Origin of the sequence: Bradyrhizobium genosp. SA-4 str. CB756, from assembly GCF_000473125.1 — a bacterium.
Lineage (GTDB): Bacteria > Pseudomonadota > Alphaproteobacteria > Rhizobiales > Xanthobacteraceae > Bradyrhizobium > Bradyrhizobium arachidis.
This window is the reverse complement of the sequence record NZ_KI421499.1, coordinates 8,325,409-8,346,768: the sequence shown is the minus strand read 5'-3', so window position 1 is coordinate 8,346,768 and position 21,360 is coordinate 8,325,409. Positions and strand designations below refer to the sequence as shown.

At 65.6% G+C, this 21,360-nt stretch carries 19 protein-coding genes; 4 read left to right on the top strand and 15 right to left on the bottom strand.

Annotated features, from left to right (window positions below; translation table 11 throughout):
* Window positions 1-11: 11 nt before the first annotated feature.
* Window positions 12-965, bottom strand: a complete 954-nt coding sequence (locus BRAGE_RS0140350; RefSeq protein WP_027563270.1) for a DMT family transporter — start codon at window positions 963-965, stop codon at window positions 12-14.
* A 34-nt stretch (window positions 966-999) separates the two neighbouring features.
* Window positions 1,000-1,494, bottom strand: a complete 495-nt coding sequence (locus BRAGE_RS0140345; RefSeq protein ID WP_027563271.1) for a Fur family transcriptional regulator — start codon at window positions 1,492-1,494, stop codon at window positions 1,000-1,002.
* A gap of 157 nt (window positions 1,495-1,651) precedes the next feature.
* Between BRAGE_RS0140345 and BRAGE_RS0140340 the strand changes: the two genes are divergently transcribed.
* The 3 genes from BRAGE_RS0140340 to BRAGE_RS0140330 are packed head-to-tail and all read left to right on the top strand — an operon-like array spanning window position 1,652 to window position 4,863.
* Window positions 1,652-2,134 (top strand): MarR family winged helix-turn-helix transcriptional regulator, encoded by a 483-nt coding sequence (locus BRAGE_RS0140340; protein WP_027563272.1) that lies wholly within the window; start codon window positions 1,652-1,654, stop codon window positions 2,132-2,134.
* Window positions 2,127-3,302, top strand: a complete 1,176-nt coding sequence (locus BRAGE_RS0140335) for an HlyD family secretion protein (RefSeq protein ID WP_027563273.1) — start codon at window positions 2,127-2,129, stop codon at window positions 3,300-3,302. The genes BRAGE_RS0140340 and BRAGE_RS0140335 overlap by 8 nt, the downstream gene beginning before the upstream one ends.
* Before the next feature lie 4 nt (window positions 3,303-3,306).
* On the top strand, window positions 3,307-4,863 hold the full coding sequence (locus BRAGE_RS0140330) for an MDR family MFS transporter (protein WP_027563274.1): 1,557 nt from the start codon (window positions 3,307-3,309) through the stop codon (window positions 4,861-4,863).
* Window positions 4,864-5,053: 190 nt separating this feature from the next.
* Here the strand turns inward: BRAGE_RS0140330 and BRAGE_RS0140325 are convergent, their stop codons facing one another.
* From BRAGE_RS0140325 to pcaF, 6 genes are all read right to left on the bottom strand, one after another.
* Window positions 5,054-6,142 (bottom strand): phosphotransferase, encoded by a 1,089-nt coding sequence (locus BRAGE_RS0140325; protein WP_027563275.1) that lies wholly within the window; start codon window positions 6,140-6,142, stop codon window positions 5,054-5,056.
* Between the two features lie 49 nt (window positions 6,143-6,191).
* Window positions 6,192-7,880, bottom strand: a complete 1,689-nt coding sequence (locus BRAGE_RS0140320) for a methyl-accepting chemotaxis protein (protein WP_027563276.1) — start codon at window positions 7,878-7,880, stop codon at window positions 6,192-6,194.
* Between the two features lie 229 nt (window positions 7,881-8,109).
* Complete coding sequence (gene pcaG, locus BRAGE_RS0140315) at window positions 8,110-8,712, bottom strand: protocatechuate 3,4-dioxygenase subunit alpha (RefSeq protein WP_027563277.1); 603 nt, start codon at window positions 8,710-8,712, stop codon at window positions 8,110-8,112.
* 1 nt (window position 8,713) lies between these two features.
* Window positions 8,714-9,415, bottom strand: coding sequence for a protocatechuate 3,4-dioxygenase subunit beta (gene pcaH, locus BRAGE_RS0140310; protein ID WP_027563278.1), 702 nt, complete (start codon window positions 9,413-9,415; stop codon window positions 8,714-8,716).
* A gap of 127 nt (window positions 9,416-9,542) precedes the next feature.
* Window positions 9,543-10,436, bottom strand: a complete 894-nt coding sequence (locus tag BRAGE_RS0140305) for a dioxygenase (protein ID WP_027563279.1) — start codon at window positions 10,434-10,436, stop codon at window positions 9,543-9,545.
* A 154-nt stretch (window positions 10,437-10,590) separates the two neighbouring features.
* The gene (gene pcaF / locus BRAGE_RS0140300) at window positions 10,591-11,799 is read right to left on the bottom strand and encodes a 3-oxoadipyl-CoA thiolase (protein WP_027563280.1); all 1,209 of its coding nucleotides are present in this window, start codon (window positions 11,797-11,799) and stop codon (window positions 10,591-10,593) included.
* Between the two features lie 215 nt (window positions 11,800-12,014).
* On the opposite strand from pcaF, the gene mutS reads away from it, so the two are divergent.
* Window positions 12,015-14,753 (top strand): DNA mismatch repair protein MutS, encoded by a 2,739-nt coding sequence (mutS, locus tag BRAGE_RS0140295; protein WP_027563281.1) that lies wholly within the window; start codon window positions 12,015-12,017, stop codon window positions 14,751-14,753.
* A 100-nt stretch (window positions 14,754-14,853) separates the two neighbouring features.
* On the opposite strand, the gene BRAGE_RS0140290 is transcribed toward mutS, so the two are convergent.
* From BRAGE_RS0140290 to BRAGE_RS0140265, 7 genes are all read right to left on the bottom strand, one after another.
* A complete protein-coding gene (locus tag BRAGE_RS0140290) occupies window positions 14,854-16,530 on the bottom strand; it encodes a methyl-accepting chemotaxis protein (RefSeq protein ID WP_027563282.1) in 1,677 nt (558 codons plus the stop codon).
* 166 nt (window positions 16,531-16,696) lie between these two features.
* The gene (locus BRAGE_RS55395) at window positions 16,697-16,900 is read right to left on the bottom strand and encodes a hypothetical protein (RefSeq protein ID WP_141263456.1); all 204 of its coding nucleotides are present in this window, start codon (window positions 16,898-16,900) and stop codon (window positions 16,697-16,699) included.
* Between the two features lie 14 nt (window positions 16,901-16,914).
* On the bottom strand, window positions 16,915-17,724 hold the full coding sequence (locus BRAGE_RS0140285; protein ID WP_027563283.1) for a hypothetical protein: 810 nt from the start codon (window positions 17,722-17,724) through the stop codon (window positions 16,915-16,917).
* Between the two features lie 186 nt (window positions 17,725-17,910).
* On the bottom strand, window positions 17,911-18,420 hold the full coding sequence (locus BRAGE_RS0140280) for an OsmC family protein (protein ID WP_027563284.1): 510 nt from the start codon (window positions 18,418-18,420) through the stop codon (window positions 17,911-17,913).
* Between the two features lie 54 nt (window positions 18,421-18,474).
* A complete protein-coding gene (locus BRAGE_RS0140275; RefSeq protein WP_027563285.1) occupies window positions 18,475-19,260 on the bottom strand; it encodes an ABC transporter ATP-binding protein in 786 nt (261 codons plus the stop codon).
* A gap of 4 nt (window positions 19,261-19,264) precedes the next feature.
* Window positions 19,265-20,110 carry an ABC transporter permease gene (locus tag BRAGE_RS0140270; RefSeq protein WP_027563286.1) on the bottom strand — a complete coding sequence of 282 codons (846 nt, stop codon included), beginning with the start codon at window positions 20,108-20,110 and terminating at the stop codon, window positions 19,265-19,267.
* 254 nt (window positions 20,111-20,364) lie between these two features.
* A complete protein-coding gene (locus tag BRAGE_RS0140265) occupies window positions 20,365-21,327 on the bottom strand; it encodes an aliphatic sulfonate ABC transporter substrate-binding protein (protein ID WP_416207806.1) in 963 nt (320 codons plus the stop codon).
* Between the last annotated feature and the right edge of the window lie 33 nt (window positions 21,328-21,360).

Genomic DNA, 21,360 nt, shown 5'->3' with positions numbered 1-21,360 from the left:
GGGTCCAAATATCAGGTTTTGGTGGCATTCAGCAATGCATCGCGCGGCGCCGCAGCCTCTCGGCTCGGACGGTTAACCAGAAAAAGCCCAGCAATTACAAGGACGGCGGCCGCCCCGAAAGCAAGGCTCAGAGTGTCGTGCATGATGAAATAGCTACCCACCACGCCAAACAAAGGGGTGATGAAGGTAAAAGCCGACAATTTGCTGGCTGAATAGGCCTTCACCAGTGCGAACCAAAGCGTGAACGTGGTTCCGACCACCCAGATCGCCTGGAAGGCCATCAGGCCGAGCGACAGCGGCGACGGCGTATGAGTGATGGTCTCCCCGAACAGATACGCCGCCAGCCCGAGGATCGGGATCGAGGTTGCGACCTGATAGCCGAGCGCCTTCTCGGGAGCTGCGAAGCGCAGCCGGGTGCCCTTGGCCACCAGCGTGGTCGCGGCCCATAGCGCGGCGCCGCCGACGATCAGGAGATCGCCGAGCAGGACATGCGCGTCGACATTGGGCTGCGGCACGCCGATCGCGAGCGCGACACCGGCAAAGCTGATGGCAAGGCCGAGCCATTGCGAGGCGCCGAGCCGCTCGCCGAGCACCTGATACGAGCCGAGCGCCACGAAGAACGGCGCGGTGTAGAGGAACACCACCGCGCGGGAGGCGGAGGTGAGGCGCAGGCCCTGGAAGATCAGCACGAACTCGATGCCGAACATCAGTCCTGCGATCAGGCCGGGCTTCCAGGTGCCGTCCCGTTCGAAGAATTTCACGCCGCGCAAGGTGCCGATGATGAACAGCACCGGCAGCGCGCCCATCGAGCGGATCATCGCCTGGAGCATCGGCGGGATATCCGGCAGCACCAGCTTCACCGCGATCTGGTTGAAACCCCAGGTCAGGCACAGCATGAGCATCAGGGCGATGGCGCCGGCACTGAGGGGACGACCGGCGGACGGGATGGCTTGAGGTGTGGGCATGTTTCCTGTGATCCGGCTTTGCGCCGTTGTTGCTTTATGCAGCTTTCTGACAATGGGTGCAGACGCCCGTGATCTCCACCACGGACAATTTGGGGGCGAAACCTGAGCTGCGCGCCGCGGCGTTGAGATTCCCGGCGAAGGATGCCGAGGGTATCTCGCCGACGAGGCCGCAGCGCTCGCAGATCAGGAACGCCACCGCAGAGGTCGAATCGTGGTCGTGGGCGGCGCAGGCGAGATAGGCATTGCGGCTTTCGATGCGGTGCACGAGGCCGTTGGCCATCAGGAAATCGAGCGCACGGTAGACCGTGATCGGCGCCGGCCGCGCCATCGACTTGGCGAGTTCGTCGATCACCTCATAGGCGCCGAGCGGGCGATGGCTGGAGAGCAAGGCGCCCAGCACCTGACGGCGGATCGGCGTGAATTTCTGCGCGCGCTGCTCGCAGACCGCCTCGGCATGCGCCAGCGCGTCCGCAGTGCAGCGGCCGTGATCGTGGTCGGGCGCAGGAAAGGCCGGCTTTGCGAGGGTCATGCCGGCAGCGTTCTAGCATTTCGGTGAGGGAACCCAAAGCGCGACACCGAACGCGGCTGCCAGCCATGCTCCCCCCGCGGGACAGCATCCCGGCAATCCGCCATGAAATAATCATAAGCTTGCTTATTATATGCCAAGCTTATTGGAGACCAAGCTTATGACCCGCGGGTCTGTCGACCAGAACTTCCTGTTCACGCTCGGCGAGCTCTACCGCCTCTTGCGTGTCTACGCCGACAAGGAGGCCTCGCGCTTCGGCATCACCCGCGCGCAATGGGCCGTGCTGGCCAAGGTCGAGCGCAGCGAGGGCATGAAACAGTCGGAACTCGCCGAGTTGCTGGAGATGCAGCCGATCACGCTGACCCGGCTGATCGACAAGCTGTGCGACAACGACTGGATCGAGCGCCGCAGCGATGCCTCGGACCGCCGCGTCAAGCGGCTCTATCTGAAGAAAGCCGGGCGGCAATTGCTCGGCCGGATGAGCGGGCTGAAGTCCGAGCTCACGGCCAATGCGCTGGACGGCATCAACCCGGCGGACGCCCACCGCCTCCTCACCCAACTCGAAACAATCAAGGAAAACGTGCGTAACGCGATCCAGAATAGCGGAGCGGAACAAGCGCGTAAGGAGCAGCGCTATGGCTGATCAAGTCCTCAAGTTCCAGCCCGAGCAGAAGATCGACAGCGGCAAGCCGACCAAGAAGGCCGGCACCGATCCGCGCCGCCGGTTCGTGGCGGGCCTGCGGCGCTATCGCCGCTTCCTGCTGATGGTCGTGCTGCCGATCGTGGTCGCCGTCGGCGGCCTCACCTTCTATCTCAATGGCGGCCGCTATGTCGGCACCGACGATGCCTATGTCGGCGCGCAGAAGGTGCTGGTGACGCCCGACATCTCCGGCAAGATCGAGAAGGTCGTGGTCAAAGAAGGCCAGCTCGTCCACCAAGGCGACGTGCTGTTCGAGATCGACCCCGTGCCGTTCCGCCTCGCGGTGGACGAGGCCAAGGCGCAGCTGATGCAGGCGCAGAGCACCTACGACAACCTCCGCGCCAACATCAAGATCTACGGCGACATGCTCAACCTCGCCCAGCAGGGCGTCGACCTCAAGCAGCGCGATGTCGAACGCAAGCAGGCGCTGGTGAAGAACAGTTACGGCTCGCAGCTCGACCTCGACAACGCCGCGAACGCACTGGTCACGTCGGGCTCGATCGCGCAATATGTCAAGCAACAGATCTCGACCGCCAAGACGCAATTGCTCGGCGACACCGACCTGCCGCTGGAGAAATTCCCGCCCTACGCGCAGGCCAAGGCCAAGCTCGACAATGCCGAGCGCAATCTCGACCACGCCGTTGTGCGCGCGTCGATGAGTGGCGTGGCGACGCAGGTCGAGCAGATCCAGCTCGGCCGCTACGTCAGCGCCGGCACGGCGGTGTTCTCCATCATCGACGTCGCCCATCCCTGGGTCGACGCCAATCCGAAGGAGAGCGACCTCACCTATGTCACCGAGGGACAGCCCGTGACCCTCGAGGTCGACGCGTTCCCGAACCACGTCTTCAAGGGCAAGATCGGCTCGCTCTCGCCCGGCACCGGCGCGCAATTCGCGATCCTGCCGCCGCAGAACGCCACCGGCAACTTCGTCAAGGTGGTGCAGCGCGTGCCGATCCGCATCTATTTCGACGAGACCGACAAATATGTGAGGAAGCTGAAGGCCGGCATGAGCGTCTATGCCACCATCGACACCGGCCACAAGCGCTCGCTCGCCGGACTGTTCGGCCTGCCGGCGACCGCAAGCCAAGACAAAGACCACGACAAGGACTGATCCGATGTCCGGCCCCAATGCCAGCCTGATGGTCCCCGGCCTGCGCCGGAACATGGTGACGATCTGCGCCATGACCGCGACCATCATGCAGGCGCTGGACACCACCATCGCCAACGTCGCCCTGCCCTACATGCAGGGCACGCTGTCGGCCTCGCAGGACCAGATCAACTGGGTGCTGACCTCCTACATCGTCGCCGCGGCGATCATGACGGCGCCGGTGGGCTGGATCGCCAACCGCTTCGGCCGCAAGCGCATCTTCATCATCTGCTCGGCCGGCTTCACCATGGCCTCCGTGCTGTGCGGCCTCGCGCAGGACATCAACCAGATGGTGCTGTTCCGCCTGTTGCAAGGCGTGTTCGGCGCCGCGCTGGTGCCGCTGTCGCAGTCGGTGATGCTCGACTATTACACGCTCCAGGAACGCGCCAAGGCGATGTCGATCTGGGGCATGGGTGTGATGATGGGCCCGATCATGGGCCCCTCGCTCGGCGCCTGGCTGACCGAGACCTATTCCTGGCACTGGGTGTTCTTCGTCAATCTGCCGTTCGGCGCGATCACCGTGATCGGGCTCATCGTCTTCATGGACGAGACCAAGAAGGACCTCACCCTCAGATTCGACTGGCTCGGCTTTGCCGCGCTGGCGATCGCGATCGGCGCCCTCCAGCTCGCGCTCGACCGCGGCGAGCAACTGGGCTGGCTCGAATCGAACGAGATCATCGCGGAATTCATCGTCTCGGCCGTTGCCTTCTATTTCTTCCTCGCGCACTCCTTCACGACCTCGACGCCGTTCATCCGCTTCGCGCTATTCCGGGATCGCAATTTCGTCACCGGCTGCATGTTCATGGTCGTGATGGGCCTCGTGCTGTTCTCGACCATGGCGCTGGCCTCGCCCTACATGCAGAACGTGATCGGCTATCCCATCATCACTGCCGGCCTGCTGCTGGCAAGCCGCGGCTTCGGCACCTTCTTCGCCATGATGCTGGTCGGCCGCATGATGCGCTATTTCGAGGCGCGCACGCTGATCATCACCGGCCTCACGCTGACCGCGGGCTCGCTGTTCCAGATGACGGGCTGGACCGACCTGACCCAGGTGCCGGAGATCGTGACCGTCAGCGTGATCCAGGGCTTCGGGTTCGGCCTCGTGTTCGTGCCGCTTTCGACGGTGGCGTTCCTGACGCTGCCGAACAATTTGCGCACCGACGGCACCGCGATGCTGACGCTGATGCGTAACGTCGCGAGCTCGGTCGGCATTTCCGTCGTCATCGCCGAGCTGACGCAGGGAACGCGGCGAACCTATGCGATCCTCTCCGAGCACATCAACCCGTTCAACCACGCGCTGCAGATGCCCGACGTGCGCGGCATGATCAATCTGTCGACCGATGCCGGCCGCGCGATGGCCGACAGGATGGTCAGCGTGCAGGCGCAAATCATCGCCTTCGCGCACGACTACCAGCTGGTGATGTTCTTCATCCTCTTCACCATCCCGCTCGCCCTGCTGATCGGCTCGACCAAGGCCACGCTGCGCAAGCAGGCCGCGGGGCCAGAACATGCGGTGATGGAGTAGACGCGTTATCGCGGCGTTGCCTCATACTCCCCCGTCGTCCCGGACAAGCGCAGCGCCGATCCGGGACCCATAACCACAGGGAGTGGTTTGGCGAAGACTCGGAGTTGCCGGCTCGCGCCGCAACTGCTTCCTGTGGTTATGGGTCCCCGCGTTCGCGGGGACGACAGCGAGAATGTTGAAGCAGCGCCGGCTACAACAACTCCTCACACCCCAAATCCTCGACCGCCATCATCACCCGCTCAAGGTTGTTCCACCAGATCAGCGGAGGAATGTTGATGCTCCATTGCCAGACCGGCTTGGTGATCTGCCAGAGCACCGACAGGCGATAGTCCTGATCGAGCGCGCCGCGCGTGTAGCCGGTGACACCATTGGCCATCAGCGTCTCGTGATAATGATTGAGCAGCGGCCGCTCGAGCGCCTGCCGTTGCTGCGGATACCATTGGGTCGCCATCATGTAGGCGAGATCGGTCGTCGGCACGTTGATGCGCCACTGGTCGAAATCGAAGATGCGCACGGTGTCTGCGACGCCGGGACGCGGCAGCAGGAAATTCCAGATATGGGCATCGCCATGGGCGATGCTGATGTGACGCCGTGACTGATAGCGCTGGGACAGCCGGGCCGAATGCTCGATCAGACGGCGATAGAGGGTGCGGCGCTCTTCGCTGAGGCGGTCGCCGAGCAGATCGGCAAAACGGTCGTAATGGCCAGCAAAGGTCTCCATGTGCTGCGCGCGGTCCTCGGCGCTCGCCCAGCTGCCGACGGTGTCACCAAGACCGGGATGGTCCCACCATGCCGCATGCCAGCGCGCCAGCGTCGTGACGATGGCCATCGCCTGCTCGCGCGACGGCGGCAGAGGCCACTGGGTCGCGATCACATGGCTGTCGGTGAGATCCTCGAGCAGGAGATGCCAGGCCCGGCTCTCCTCGTCGAAGCTCCCGTCGAAGCAGCGCGGCGCGAGCCCCCGCGGCATGCTCGGCGCAAGTTGCGTGTAGAAAGCCACCTCGTGGCGGCCGGCATCTGCGAGCGATTTTGCGAAGGCGGCATGCGCGGTCTTCAGGATCAGCGATTGCGGCGCGCCGCCGGATTCTCCGACATAGCGCAGGCCGAGGCGGATGATGTGCGACAAGACGGTGTCGCGCTGGTGCAACACCTTCACCTCTCGGACAGCGCCAGCATCCAACACGCGCCCCTTGCGCAGCGCCGCGGTCAGTTGGGCGGGCTCAACGACCGCCGGCAGTTGTGGAAGTGTCATGACCACGATGCCCCTGTCCCGCGCAATACTGCACGATCGCAATTCCGGGCACCAGCGGCAGAGCTGATGCCGGGCTTCAGGCCGCGGCGGTCGAGTCCCGCACGGTCCGGACCACGACCGACCGCAGCTGTTCGAGATTGGCCGCCATGCCGGCGATCGCCTTCCTGACCTCCGCGGCGCGTTCATCCACGGAGGCGGCGTCGCGGCTGACATTGTCGATCTTGGCAGAGACCTCCTTGGCGGCGGACGCCGATTCGGAAATCGACCGGGCGATCTCCCGCGTCGCGGCGTCCTGCTCTTCCATCGCGGCGGCAACCGAGGTGGCGACGCCGTCGATCTCGACGATGTGGCCTCCCATGCTCTCGACGGCATCGACGGCGGCCTGGGTCGAAGCCTGGATCTCGGCGATCAGCCGCGTGATCTCCTCGGTGGATTTGGCGGTCTGGTCCGACAGCGACTTCACCTCGGCGGCGACCACCGCGAAGCCGCGACCGGCCTCGCCGGCGCGCGCGGCCTCGATCGTGGCGTTGAGCGCCAGGAGATTGGTCTGGCCGGCGATGCCGCCAATGAGATCCGAGACTTCGGCGATCTTCTTCACCGCGCCCGCCAGCGCCTGGATGGTCGAACGCGCCTGCTCGCGGCCGGCGACCGCCGATTTGGTGACGGTCGAGGTCCGCGCCACCTGGGTCGCGATCTCCCGGATCGAGGCGCTCAGCTGTTCGGCTGCGGCCGAAACGGTCTGCGAGCTGCCCAGCGCCTGGGTGGAGGCCGCGGCCACCGCCTGCGATTCCGCCGACAGCGACCTCGCGATCTCGGCCAGGCTGGAGGCGGCCCGCTCGACGCCCTGGCTCGCCGCGCTCGCGGTGTCGACCGAGCGGCCGGTCTCGCGCTCCACGGTCTCGGCCATCTGGTGCAGGGCGCCGCGCTTGGCGAGCGCGGCCTCCTGCTCCTGGCGCAGTTGCTCCTCGCGCAGGCGAGAATTCTCGATTGCCCCCTGCTTGAACACCTGCAGGGCTCCGGCCATCGAGCCGACCTCGTCCTGACGGTGCGCGAAAGGAATATCGGCGGCGAGATCGCCGGTTGCGAGCTTCTGCATCGCCCCGGTCATGCGCACGATCGGTCGCACCACGCCGAGGGCAACGCCGAGCAGACCCGCGGCAATGAAGGCGAGAACGGCGGCGGAGACGCCGAGAAGGATGTAAAGCATCGAGCTGTCGCGGTCCGCGGCCAGCTTCTCCATGGCGGCGTTCTGCTTGTTGGCGTTCTCGACGATGCTGTCGATGACGGCGCGATGCTCGGTGTAGGCATCCTTGAGCTGCGCATAGGCGCGCTCGGCGGCAGCCGTGTCCTTGGCCTTGAGGGCCGGCAGCAGTTGGTCGGATGCCTTCCAGAATTTCTGCACCTCGGCATCGGATTTCGATACCAGAGCCGTCTTCAGGTCGGCCGAGAGGCTGGAGGCGACCCAGTAAGCCTTGCGCTCGTCGTAATCCTTGCGGAGCTGGACCAGGCGCTCGCCATGGGCCGCCAGTTGATCCGGCTCGCGCATGGCGAGGGTGGCTTCGAGATAGGCCTCGATGACATATTCCGGCGGCGGCAGGATGTCGGCGATGAGGTCATTGCCGAGCTTGATGTCGGAATAGAGCGGACCGCCGACCTTGAGCTCGCGCAGCGCATAGAGGCTGGTGGAGACGACCGCAGTGAAGCCGATGGCAAGCACGATCCCGAACGCAATAATCGCGGACGACAACGACAGGCGAATTTTCATGAGGCAATCCGGGCGCGAATCAAATCTGCACTGACCCTAGACCGCTACGGTAAATACGGGCTTTCCTCGCGGAGAGGTTGCCGAAGAAAAGCTCCGCATAACTACGGGAATGGGATGTCGGTCAATCGGTTTGCGTCAATGAACTGATGCTCAAACGCGCGGCACTGGCTGCGATTGCGCTGAATGAGAAGCGCGTAGCGGCGACCGGGAATCGCCGCTCCGCATTGCCTTAGACGTCGAAGAACACCGTCTCGTTGTCGCCCTGAAGGTGCAGGTCGAGCCGGTAGAGCGGCTTGCCGGCCTCGCGCACCGCGGTCAGCGTGGCGCGGCGATCGGCCGGCACCAGCGCCAGCACGGGGTCGGCGGCATTGCCGGCCTCGTCGCTGAAATAGATCCGGGTGTAGAGATGCCGCAGCATGCCGCGTCCGAACACCGCAAGCACGATGTGCGGCGCCTGCGGCTTGCCGTCGGGGTCGGGCACAACGCCGGGCTTGATGGTGTCGAAGGAATAATTGCCGTCCTTGTCGGTGCCGCAGCGGGCAAAGCCGCGGAAGCTGGCGTTCGGCAGCGCGCGCTTGTCCTGCGGGTCGGCAAAGCGGCCCTGCGCATCCGCCTGCCAAATCTCCAGCATGACGTCGGGCACGACGACGCCGTCGCCGTCGAACACCCGGCCCTCGATGCGGATGCGGTCGCCGGAGACGTCGGGCGTCAGCGTCGAGTTGGTGAACGCGTCGTTCCAGGCGTACTCGCCGTTCGGCGTCAGGCCGTATTTGAAGAACGGACCGACGGTCTGCGATGGGGTGATCCCGTTGGGCTTCACAGAATCCTGCACTTTAGTGGTTCTCCATGGGAGTGGCGTTCTTGCCGCGCAGCACGATGTCAAAGCGGTAGCACAGCGCCCATTCGGGCTGGGTGTTCTCGAGGTCGAACGACGACACCATCCGCGCCCGCGCCTTCTCGTCCGGCACCGAATTGAAGATCGGGTCGAACGGGAACAGCGGGTCAGCAGGAAAATACATCTGGGTCACGAGGCGCGTGACGAAGGAATGGCCGAACACGGACAGATGGATATGCGCGGGACGCCAGGCGTTGTGGTGGTTGCCCCAGGGATAGGCGCCGGGCTTGATGGTGACGAAGCGGTAATAGCCGTCGGCATCGCTCACGGTGCGGCCTGCGCCGGTGAAATTCGGATCGAGCGGTGCCGGGTGCTGGTCGCGGACATGGACATAGCGGCCGCAGGCATTGGCCTGCCAGATCTCGACCAGCGAGTTCGGCACGCCGCGGCCGTCCTCGTCGCGGACATGGCCGTGCACGATGATGCGCTCGCCGATCGGCTCGCCCACATGCTGGGTGGTGAGGTCGTTGTCGCCCTCGCGCACGGTCTCGTGGCCATAGACCGGACCGGTCAGCTCCGACAGGGTGTGGCGCATCGGGATCAACGGCTTGTTCGGCGCGCGCTTGATCGAGCTCTTGTACTCGGGCGACAGCGGCAGCGGATGCGCCTTGTTGCTGTCGGTGGGATAGATGAATGTCATTGGCGAACTCCTCCCCGGCCATTTTGGTCCGGCCGGTCAACGCTTCCGCCAATCATTATAGGATATAACTAATTGGGGGAAGCGGGTTTAGTTGCGTTCCTGCGCCCGGCAGCGGGCCTATGTGCGCCTATTTGATCGGCGGCCGCGGCAACACGGCTTCCCCGGCCTCGAGCCGATAGGTGTGGTCGAGCGAGTACCAGGGCGCCACGACGTCGGATGCGGTCGCATGCGGCGTATCGTGGCGCTCGAACTTGCCGATCAGCGCCTGCGTCACCCCAAACTGCACGTCACTGTCGATATGAGGATCGGCGGGATCGTAGACCTGCGAGATCAGCGTCTTGAATCCGGGCTTGAAGATCAGCGCGTGCAGATGCGCCGGTCGATAGGGATGCCGGCCCTGCGCCTCGAGCAGGCGGCCGACCACGCCGTTGGTCGGAATGGGATAGCCGACCATCATCACCGAGCGGAAGGCAAAGCGCCCACCCTGGTCCGTCGTGAACTTTCCGCGCAGGTTCATGTCGGCCTGATCGGGGTCCTGGTTCTCGTAGAGACCAACCGGCGAAGCGTGCCAGACATCGACCTCTGCGCCTGCGACGGGACGACCCTCCTTGTCGACGACACGGCCGCTGACGAACAGCGGCGCGCCCGGCGTCTCCGAGCGCACGATTGATCCGCCGTTCTCGACCCGCGGCGAGTTCAGCCGCCAGAAGGGCCCGAGCAGCGACTGATCGGTTTCGGTGTTGCCGTCGTCGCCGTTGTTGAGCAGGCACACCAGCGGGGAGACACCGAGCGAGCCGGCCATCAGCACGACCTCATTATGCGTGTCGGTGGTCAGCTTGCCGAGCTCGGCCACGATCGCGGTGGCATCGCGGAATTCCTGCTCGCTCAGGCGGACGTCGCGGACGAAGGCGTGCAGATGCTTGACCAGGGAGACCATGATCTGGCGCAGCCGCGGATCGGCCGTCCGCTCCATCACCGCCAGTGCCGCGGCCGTGACGTCCTGCTCGCGCTCGATGATCATGGGACGGTCCCTTCACCTTGCGTCATGGCCGGGCTCGTCCCGGCCATCCACGACCTTCCTCTCGCGGCACCAAGAACGTGGATGCCCGGGACAAGCCCGGGCATGACTAGTCTGTGGCACACCGCCCCGGGATGACGGGACGCTGCGCGTTTCGTCAATTCAGCTTCTCGATCGCGACGGCCACACCCTGGCCGACGCCGACGCACATGGTGGCGAGCGCGAGCTTGCCGCCGCGCTTTTCCATGCCGTGCACGGCGGTGAGCGCGAGGCGGGCGCCGCTCATGCCGAGCGGATGGCCGAGCGCGATGGCGCCGCCATGCGGATTGACGTAATCGGCGTCGTCGGCGACGCCGAGCTGACGCATGCAGGCAATGCCCTGCGAGGCGAAGGCTTCGTTGAGCTCGATCAGGTCAAAGTCGCTGATCTTCTTGCCGAGCCGCTCCATCAGCTTGCGGGTCGCCGGCACCGGGCCGATGCCCATGATGCGCGGCGGCACGCCGGCCGAAGCGAGGCCGAGGATGCGCGCGCGCGGCGTCAGGCCATGCTTCTTCACCGCGGCTTCCGAGGCGAGGATCATGGCGGCGGCGCCGTCATTGACGCCCGACGCGTTGCCGGCGGTGACCGTGCCGGGATTGCGCACGATCGGCTTCAGTTTTGCCAAGCCTTCCAGCGTGGTCTCGGGGCGCGGATGCTCGTCCTTGTCGACCGTGATGGGGCCGGCCTTGCCGCCGGGAATGGTGATCGGGGTGATCTCTTCCGCGAAATAGCCGGCCGCGATCGCCTTGCCGGCGCGCTGCTGCGAGCGGATCGCGAAGGCGTCCTGGTCGGCGCGCGAGACCTGGAACTCCTCGGCGACGTTCTCGCCGGTCTCCGGCATCGCATCGACGCCATACTGCGCCTTCAAGAGCGGATTGATGAAGCGCCAGCCGATCGTGGTGTCGAAGATCTCGGCCGAGCGCGAGAAGGCTTCCTGCGCCTTGCCCATCACGAACGGCGCGCGGGTCATGGATTCGACGCCGCCCGCGATCGCAAGCTCGACCTCGCCGGAACGGATCGCGCGGCCCGCGGCACCGACCGCATCGAGGCCGGAAGCGCAGAGGCGGTTGAGCGTCTGGCCGGGAACCGAATCCGGCAGGCCTGCCAGCAGCAGCGCCATGCGCGCGACGTTGCGGTTGTCCTCGCCGGCCTGGTTGGCGCAGCCGAAGAAGACTTCATCCACCTGGGCCCAGTCGAGATTGGGGTGCTTGGCCATCAGCGCCTTGATCGGGGCGGCGGCGAGGTCGTCGGCGCGCACCTTGGCGAGCGAGCCGCCGAAACGGCCGATCGGGGTCCGCACGGCGTCGCAGATAAAGACATCACGCATCGTTGTTCTCCCTGAATGCCGCGATCCGGCCAAATTCTTCAATGTCGGCGGAGTTTTAGGAGGGCGCCCGCGGCAGGTCAATTGACGGTTTCACGCGGGATTCGAGGGGCGCACACGCCGGCAGCGCATGCCGTGGTGCGGACAACGTGGAAAACCTCCCCTCCCCGGCCAAACCGATAGGAGCAGGAGGCGAAATTTTGTAGGTTGCGCCGCCCATGACGATGCAACAGCCGATACCCGTACCGCCGCCCGACGAAGCACCCGCAGCGCCGGCGGAAGCCGCCGCGCGCGTCACACCGATGATGGAACAGTACCTCGAGATCAAGGCTGCACATCAGGGCCTGCTGCTGTTCTACCGGATGGGCGATTTCTACGAGCTGTTCTTCGAGGATGCCGAGATCGCCTCGAAGACGCTCGGCATTGTGCTGACCAAGCGCGGCAAGCATCAGGGCAACGACATCCCGATGTGCGGCGTGCCGGTCGAGCGCTCCGAGGATTATTTGCACCGCCTGATCTCGGCCGGCCACCGGGTCGCGGTCTGCGAACAGACCGAGGACCCCGCGGCGGCGAAAGCGCGCGGCAACAAGAGCGTCGTGCGCCGCGGCGTGGTGCGGCTGGTCACGCCGGGCACGCTGACCGAGGACACGCTGCTCGATGCGCGTGCCAACAATTACCTGCTGGCGATCGCGCGCGCGCGTTCATCCGCCGGCGGCGACCGCTTCGGCCTCGCCTGGATCGACATCTCGACCGCCGAATTCATGGTCACCGAGGTTTCGGGCGGCGAACTCGCCGCGACGCTGGCGCGCATCAACCCGAACGAGGCGATCGTCACCGACGCGCTCTATAGCGACAACGAGCTCGGCCAGACCTTGCGCGAATTGCCGGCGGTGACGCCGCTCACCCGCGACGTCTTCGATGGCGCCACCGCCGAGAAGCGCCTCTGCGACTATTTTGCCGTCGCGACCATGGATGGCCTCGCGCAGCTCACGCGGCTGGAAGCAACGGCTGCGGCCGCCGCTGTCACCTATGTCGACCGCACCCAGGTCGGCAAGCATCCGCCGCTGTCGCCGCCTGCGCGCGAAGCATCCGATGCGACCATGGCGATCGATCCGGCGACGCGCGCCAATCTCGAACTGACGCGGACGCTCGGCGGCGAACGCCGCGGCTCGCTGCTCGATGCCATCGACTGCACGGTGACCTCCGCCGGCTCGCGTCTGCTGGCGCAGCGTCTGGCGGCGCCGCTGACGGATGCGCCGGCGATCGCACGGCGGCTCGACGCGGTCAGCACTTTCGTTGCCGACTCGGCCGCACGCGAGGACATCCGCAGCATCCTGCGTGGCGCGCCCGACATGTCGCGCGCGCTGGCCCGCCTCTCGGTCGGTCGTGGCGGCCCGCGCGACCTTGCGGGCCTCCGCGACGGTATCATCGCCGCCGATCAGGTGCTGACGCGGCTTTCCGAGCTCGACCAGCCGCCGCAGGAGATTGCGGCGGTGATGGCGGCCTTGCAGCGACCGTCGCGCGAGCTCGCGGCCGAATTCGCAAGCGCTCTCGACGAGCAATTGCCGCTGATCAAGCGCGACGGCGGCTTCGTCCGCCAAGGTTACGAACCTGCCCTCGACGAAGCGCGAAACCTGCGCGATGCCTCGCGCCTCGTGGTCGCCTCGATGCAGGCGCGCTACGCCGACGCGACCTCCGTCAAGGCCCTCAAGATCCGCCACAACAACGTGCTCGGCTATTTCGTCGAGGTGACCGCGCAGCACGGCGACAAGCTGATGTCGGCACCGCTGAACGCGACCTTCATCCACCGCCAGACGTTGGCGGGCCAGGTCCGCTTCACCACGTCGGAGCTCGGCGAGATCGAAGCCAAGATCGCCAATGCCGGCGATCGCGCGCTCGGCCTCGAGCTCGAAATCTTCGAAAAGCTCTGCGCCAAGGCGCTCGAGATCAGCGACGACCTGCGCGCCGCAGCGCAAGGCTTTGCACTGCTCGACGTTGCGACCTCGCTCGCAAAGCTGGCGATCGACGAGAACTATGTGCGGCCGGAGGTCGATTCGTCGCTCGCCTTCGCGATCGAGGCCGGCCGTCATCCCGTGGTCGAGCAGGCGCTCAAGCGCAATGGCGAGCCATTCATTGCCAATGCCTGCGATCTGTCGCCTGCGCCCGCGCAAAAATCCGGCCAGCTCTGGCTGCTCACCGGTCCCAACATGGCGGGTAAATCGACCTTCCTGCGCCAGAACGCGCTGATTGCGCTGCTGGCGCAGATCGGCAGCTTCGTGCCGGCGACGCGCGCGCGGATCGGTATCATCGACCGCCTGTTCTCGCGCGTCGGCGCTGCCGACGATCTCGCCCGCGGCCGCTCCACCTTCATGGTGGAGATGGTCGAGACCGCGGCGATCCTCAATCAAGCGGGCGAACGCTCACTCGTGATCCTCGACGAGATCGGCCGCGGCACCGCGACCTTTGACGGCCTCTCCATCGCCTGGGCCGCGATCGAGCACCTGCACGAAAGCAACCGCTGCCGCACATTGTTCGCCACGCATTATCACGAGCTGACCGCGCTCTCGGCCAAGCTGCCGCGGATGTTCAACGCGACGGTGCGCGTGAAGGAATGGCAGGGCAATGTCGTGTTCCTGCACGAGGTGCTGCCGGGCTCGGCCGACCGCTCCTACGGCATCCAGGTCGCCAAGCTCGCCGGCCTGCCGCCCGCCGTGATCACGCGCGCAAAATCCGTGCTCTCCAAGCTGGAGGCGCAGGACCGCGGCCAGACCGCGCGCGCCTTGGTGGACGATCTGCCACTGTTCGCCGTCCCCTCCCGCGCCGCCGCAGAAGCCGCCCCGCCGAGCGAGGCCGACCTGCTGATGGACGCCGTGAAGGCGCTGCACCCCGACGAGATGTCCCCGCGCGAGGCGCTCGATGCGCTCTATGCGTTGAAGGCCAAGCTGCCGAAGCAGTGAAATCGGCCGTCATTTCCGCGGCGATGCGAAGCATCGAACCCGGAATCTCGAGATTCCGGGTTCGCCTCTTCGAGGCGCCCCGGAATGACAGTGTGCTTGCCTACGCCCTTGCCGCGATCGCCGCGGCTTCCGCGGCGGCGCGCTGCATGCTGGTCGACATCTCGTTCGTCACCGTGCTCTGCTCCTCGACCGCGGCGGCGGTTGACGTCACGTATTCGCTGACGTTGTTGATCGCCTGCTTGATCGAGCCGAGCGCGCTGACGACGTCGCCGGAGATGCCGTTGAGGCTGCCGATCTCCTGGCCGATCTTATCGGTCGCCTGCTTGGCCTGGTTGGCGAGGCTCTTCACTTCGGATGCCACCACCGCGAAGCCGCGACCGGCCTCGCCGGCGCGGGCGGATTCGATCGTGGCGTTGAGCGCGAGCAGGTTGATCTGCCCGGTGATGCTGTTGATCATCTCGACGATGCCGCTCATCGCCTGCGCCGCCTCGGTGAGGCGCTGCGCCTGCGCGTCAGCAGCGGCGACCTGATCGACCGCGCTCATCGCGGTCTCGCGCGACTTGGTCATCGCCTCGGAGATCTCGCGCACCGAGGCGTTGAGCTCCTCCGAGCCGGCGGCAACCGATTCCATCATGCCGCGGACGCGCTCGTTGCCCATGCGGACCAGCACCTGCCGCGTGGTGTCGGTGGCGTATTTCACCACCTTGAACGGCTTGCCGTTGAGATCGAGGATCGGGTTGTACGAGGCCTGAATGTAGACCTCCTTGCCGCCCTTGCCGATGCGCTTGTATTCGGCCGCCTGGTACTGGCCGCGATTGAGCGCGGCCCAGAACTCGCGATAGGCCGCGCCGTCGCGCTCCGTGGGCTCGACGAACATGCTGTGGTGATGGCCCTTGATCTCGGCCAAGGAGTAGCCGAGCGTGGCTAGGAAGTTGGCGTTCGCCGTGATGATGGTGCCGTCCATGTTGAATTCGATCACGGCCTGGGCCTTGTCGATCGCCGCGATCTGACCGGCGAGATCGGCGTTCTTCAGCTTCTCCGCGGTGACGTCGGTTGCGAATTTGACGACGCCGTACGGCTTGCCGCGCTCGTCGAGCAACGGATTGTAGGAGGCGAGAATCCAGACCTCGCGACCACCCTTGCCGATCCGCTTGAACTCGCCGGCCTGGTAGTCGCCGCGGTTGAGCTTGGTCCAGAGATCGCGATAGGCCACGCCGTCGCGCTCGGCAGGAGCGACGAACAGGCTGTGATGCCGGCCCTCGATCTCGGCCAGCGAGTAGCCGAGCGTCTTGCAGAAATTCTCGTTGGCGGTGACGATGGTGCCGTCGAGCTTGAACTCGATCATGGCCTGGGCACGGCCGATGGCGGCGATCTTGGAGGCCTCGGTCATGCCGCGAATCTTCTTCGCGGTGATGTCGGTCGCGATCTTCACGACCTTGACGGGCTTGCCGGCGGCGTCGAGCACCGGATTGTAGGAGGCCTCGATCCAGACCTCGCGGCCGCCCTTGGCGATCCGCTTGAATTCGGAGACCTGCGGCTCGCCGCGATTGAGTTGCGCCCAGAACGCCTGGTACGCGGCGTCCTCGCGCTGATTGGCCGGCATGAACATGGCGTGCTTCTTCCCCTTGATCTCGCCGAGGGAGTAGCCGAGCGCCGTCAGGAAATTCTGATTGGCGTTGAGGATCGTGCCGTCCATCGCGAACTCGATCACCGCCTGCGAGCGGCCGATGGCGGCAATCTCTGCGTCCGCATCGCTGCGGGACCTGCGACCAAACATCAAAGAATCTCCATCTCGAAATAAGCAGCGAGGATACGCCAGTCGGGATGTGCCCGTGCGGCGACTTACAAACTTCAATCGGCAAATCCCGCAGGTCCGCACAATCGGCTACAAATCGGACAAGTTTCACGCCGGCGACGGCGGAAGCGGGTACGCAAACACGATGCTAGGCGAAAAGGTCGAATAAAGTTCTAATAGAGTTGTCGGAAATCAGCAGCGGCAGTACTGCAAAACCATCGCGATTTTCCGGGAAAATTCGGCAAAAGTCGCGACGCGATCTGAAATGACGCTTGTCATTCAACAGCTTGAAGACGTGGCGCGCATCGAATGATGGCGACACGCCGATTGGGCATTCGCGGCGTGATGTCACCAACGCCCGTCGTCTCACGGCGCGTGCCGCATCCTATGCTTCGCGCGACGCCCGATCGTCCACAGCGTCAGGTTCCAGACGATGCAGGTTGCGAGTGCAAGGCACAGGCCGATGGCGGAGCCAAACCACACGACCGCGACGTGCATGACAGCAATCGCCATGCCGAATCCGAGCAGCCCCCAGGCTGAATTGGCGAGCACGGCGGCGGTCGGCGGACCGCCGATGCGCGGATGCAGGATCACCATGATGCTGGTGAACACGATCGGGTAGAGCGCGATGACGCCGCTCACCCGCGGGCCGACCCAGCCCGAGGTCGAGACCACGATCGCAACCAACGTCGCCACCAGCGAGGCGCGGAACGGGATGTCGTACCAGCGGCGCGTCACCAGCGGCATCTTCGCGTGGCGGTACTTTGCGAGCAGAGGAATGCAGATGCCGAAGGCGACCAGGTTCACGGCAAGGCCGGCCGTCAAGCTCCAGTCGAACAGGCGAATGATGGAGGCCAGCACGATCCACACCGCGACCGCGCTTCCGACACTCACCAGCAGATTGTTCCGCTGCGCCAGCACGACATAGGTGAGCCCGAGGACGATCGTCGCCGCGTTGACCGGAAGGCTCGCCAGCGCGCCTTGCGCGATGAAGGCTGCGTCATGGTCGATCGCGAGGAAGACATAGGACGGCCCGGCCGAGATCGGCAGCGTCGCCACCAGCGCGCCGATCACCGGACCGGAACGTTCGGTGATGATCGACGCCGACACGACGAACGCCGCCGCGATCGCCATGCGCAGGAGAAGAATGAGAATGAAGTGGAGGTCGAGGGACATTTTTTTGTTTTTGTCGTCGCGGACAAGCGAAGCGCGAGCCCGGAATCCATAGCCACAGGCCGTGGTGGTTGAAGAGCTGGAGCTACGACCCGTCTGAAGTCACTACGGCCTGGGGTTAGGGGTCCCAGGCTCGCGCCAAGCGGCGCGCCCCGGGACGACGCCGATTGTTGGGTTAGGGCCCTCGCGTCACATCCGCTGCATCGACACCGAAACCTTCGGGCCGTTCTTGATGGTCTGGTAGACCACGCAATAGCGCTCAGTGAGCTTGAGCAGGAGGTCGAGCTTGTCCTGCGGCGCATCGGTGTCGACCTCGAAGCGCAGGCGGATCTCCGCGAAGCCGACCGGGGTCTCCTTGTCGACGCCGAGCGTGCCGCGGAAATCCAGATCGCCCTCGGCATAGACATTGCCGGTTTTCAGCGGCACCTCGATCGCGGTCGCCACCGATTTCAGCGTGACGCCGGCGCAGGCGACCAACGCTTCCAGCAGCATGTCGCCGGAGCAGAGTTCGAGGCCGGAGCCGCCGGTGGCGGGGTGCAAACCGGCCATCGCGATGGCGCGGCCGGTCTCGACCTTGCAGGCGATGCCTTCGCTGTCGGTGGAGCCCTTGGCCTTCAGCGTGATCATCGCGGCCTTGGGATCGGTCTTGTAGCGTTCCTTGATCGGGGCCTGCATCTGGCGCAGTTCGGCGGCGTCCATGTTGTTCTCTCCCGGAAAATACGCCTGCCGATGTACCGGCTTAAGGAGCGAATGTCACCACCACATGGCCTGACCGGGACCCTGGGTTGCGTCACGGTCGGGCACGCTGCGGTCGAGCGAGCGGTCGAGTGACGTCAGCACACTCCGCTTGAAGGTCTCGAACAGCGGCGAATTGCGGTCGCGCGGCCGGCCGAGATTGATCTCGATCTGGTCGAACAGCCGGCCCGGCCGCGGCCGCATCACCAGCACGCGGTCAGCCAGCACCACGGCCTCGTCGACGTCATGTGTGACGAGGATCAAGGTCGGGCGCGTGTCGGCCCAGAGGTCGAGCAGATGATCCTGCAGATCCCTGCGGGTGAAGGCATCGAGCGCCGAGAACGGCTCGTCGAGCAGCAGCACCTCGGGCTGCGGCACCAGCGCCCGCGCAATCGCGACGCGCTGCGCCTGTCCGCCGGAGAGCTCGCGCGGCCAGGCCTGCGCCTTGTCGGCGAGGCCAACACGATCGAGCGCGCGCGCCACTTTCTCGCGCCGCTCGGCCGCGGGCAGATCCGCAAGGCCGAAACCGATATTGTCGGCGACGCTGAGCCAGGGCAGCAGCCGCGGCTCCTGGAAGATGATGCCGATCTTGGCGTGCGGCGAAGAGATCGCTTCGCTGTCGAGCGTCACTGCGCCGGAGCTGGCGCGGTCGAGACCGGCGATGGCGCGGAGCAGCGTGGACTTGCCGCAACCGGAGCCACCGATGATGGCGATGATCTCGCCCTGCCTGATCTGGGCGGAGAAGCGCGCCAGCGCCTCGACGCCGTTGGGATAGGTCTTGCTGACCCGGTCGAGCGCTAGCATCGTGTTACGCTCCCTTCGCGCGGGAGAAGGCGTCCTGCCAGCGCAGGAACGGCGCAGCTGCGACCTCGATCAGCCAGTCGGTGAGCTTGCCGAGGATGGCGAAGATCACGATGGCGGCGAGTATCTGCGCGGGCTTGCCGAGCTGCTGGCCGTCGAGCAGGAGATAGCCGAGGCCTTCGGAGGCGCCGATCAACTCGGCCGCGACGACGAACATCCAGCCGAGACCGAGGCCGACGCGCAGGGACACGACATAGGCCGGCAGCACCGCGGGCAGCAGGATGCGGCGGATCATGGCAAAGCCGGAGAGGCGGAAGGTGCGGCCGACCTCGACGATCTTGCGATCGACCGAGAGGATCGCACCCATCACGCCGAGATAGACCGGGAAGAACACACCGGCCGCGATCAGCGCGATCTTGGAGGTCTCGAAGATGCCGAGCCAGAGGATGAACAGCGGCACCCAGGCGAGCGAGGGGATCGCGCGCAAGGCTTGTACCGTGGGATCAAGAAGCCGCCGCGCCAGCGACCAATAGCCGGAGATGGCACCTAACAGCGTGCCCGCGACCACGCCGAAGGCAAAGCCGAGACCGACGCGCCACAGCGTCGCGGCGATATGGCGGACCAGCTCGCCGGAGCGGGCGAGCTCGCTGATGGTGGCAAAGACGCGCGAGGGCGGCGGCACCAGGCGCCCGTTGGACCAGCCGGACCAGACCACCAGCTCCCAGCCGAGCGCGAGTGTCAGTGGCAGCAGCAGTCCCAGCATCGGCCGCCCGTAGCGCGACAGCCGCGAAGGCGCGGCGGCACGTTCGGCGGGTTCCGAAGTTTGTTGCAGGACTGGCGCGTCGGAGATCATGGCCGGTAGGAAGCGCGTCTGGCCGGGGAATGCAAGGGCGCGAGGCAATCTCCGCTGTCGCCCCGGGCAAGCGAAGCGCAGATCCGGGGCCCATAACCACAGGACGATGTGGTTACGGGGACTCGGAGTGACGCCTGCGCACCACAACCACTCCCTGGGGTTATGGCGACGAGCGCAAGCGCTCGCGTGGGGGTCCCGGGTTCGCTTCGCGCCCCGGGACGACGACGGAATGTGCTGCGCCGGCGTGCCGCTTACTAATTCGTCGGCAGCGGGACCTGGTCGTCGATCAGCGCATCCAGCGTCGCCTTCACGTCGACCTTGGCGTCGACGACGCCGGCTTGCTGGAGCGCGAGGCCGGCGGCGAGGATCGACTCGCGCTGGGGCGCGCCGATGCGGCTGTGGGTCAGCTCGGTGCGCTCCTTGAGCTGCTTGTCGACGACCGCCTCGGGCAGCTTCGTCACCGCGATGAAGGTCTTCTTCAGCTCGTCGTAATTCGCCAGCGAATATTTTCGCGCCTCCTCATACACCGCGAGCACGCGACGGGCGGCGTCGGGATAGTCCTTCAAGAACTGCTCGCGCACATTGAGGATGCCCCAGGTGTTGGCGTCGGCCTTGCGATAGAACAGCTTTGCACCTTCCTCGACCTCGGCCTGCGCCATCATGGGATCGAGACCGGCCCAGGCATCAACGTCGCCGCGGATCAGCGCGGTCTTGCCGTCGGCGTGCTGGAGCAGCACCGGCGTGATGTCCTTCTCGGTGAGACCGGCACCGAGAAGTGCGCGTACCAGGAAGATGTGCGGATCAGTGCCGCGCGTCACCGCGACGCGCTTGCCCTTCAGATCAGCAACGCTTGCGATCTTGGAATCCTTGCCTGTCACCAGCGCGGTCCACTCGGGCCGCGAATAGACATAGATCGACTTGATCGGGTTGCCGTTGATGCGTGCGACCAGCGCCGCCGAGCCCGCGGTCGAGCCGAAATCGATCGAGCCGGCGTTGAGGAATTCGAGCGCCTTGTTGGAGCCCGCCGACTGCACCCAGGTGATGGTGATGCCGTCCTTGGCGAACTCCTTCTCCAGCAGCCCCTTCTGCTTCAGGACCATCGACACCGGGTTGTAGGTTGCCCAGTCGATGCGGATCTCCTTGAGCGGGTCCGCCGCCTTTGCCACGGGGGTCGCGGCGAGCGCAATGGCTCCCGCGAGCAGAATGCGTCGTGTCATCCAGGTCATGCCCAGCCTCCTCCAAAACTTCAT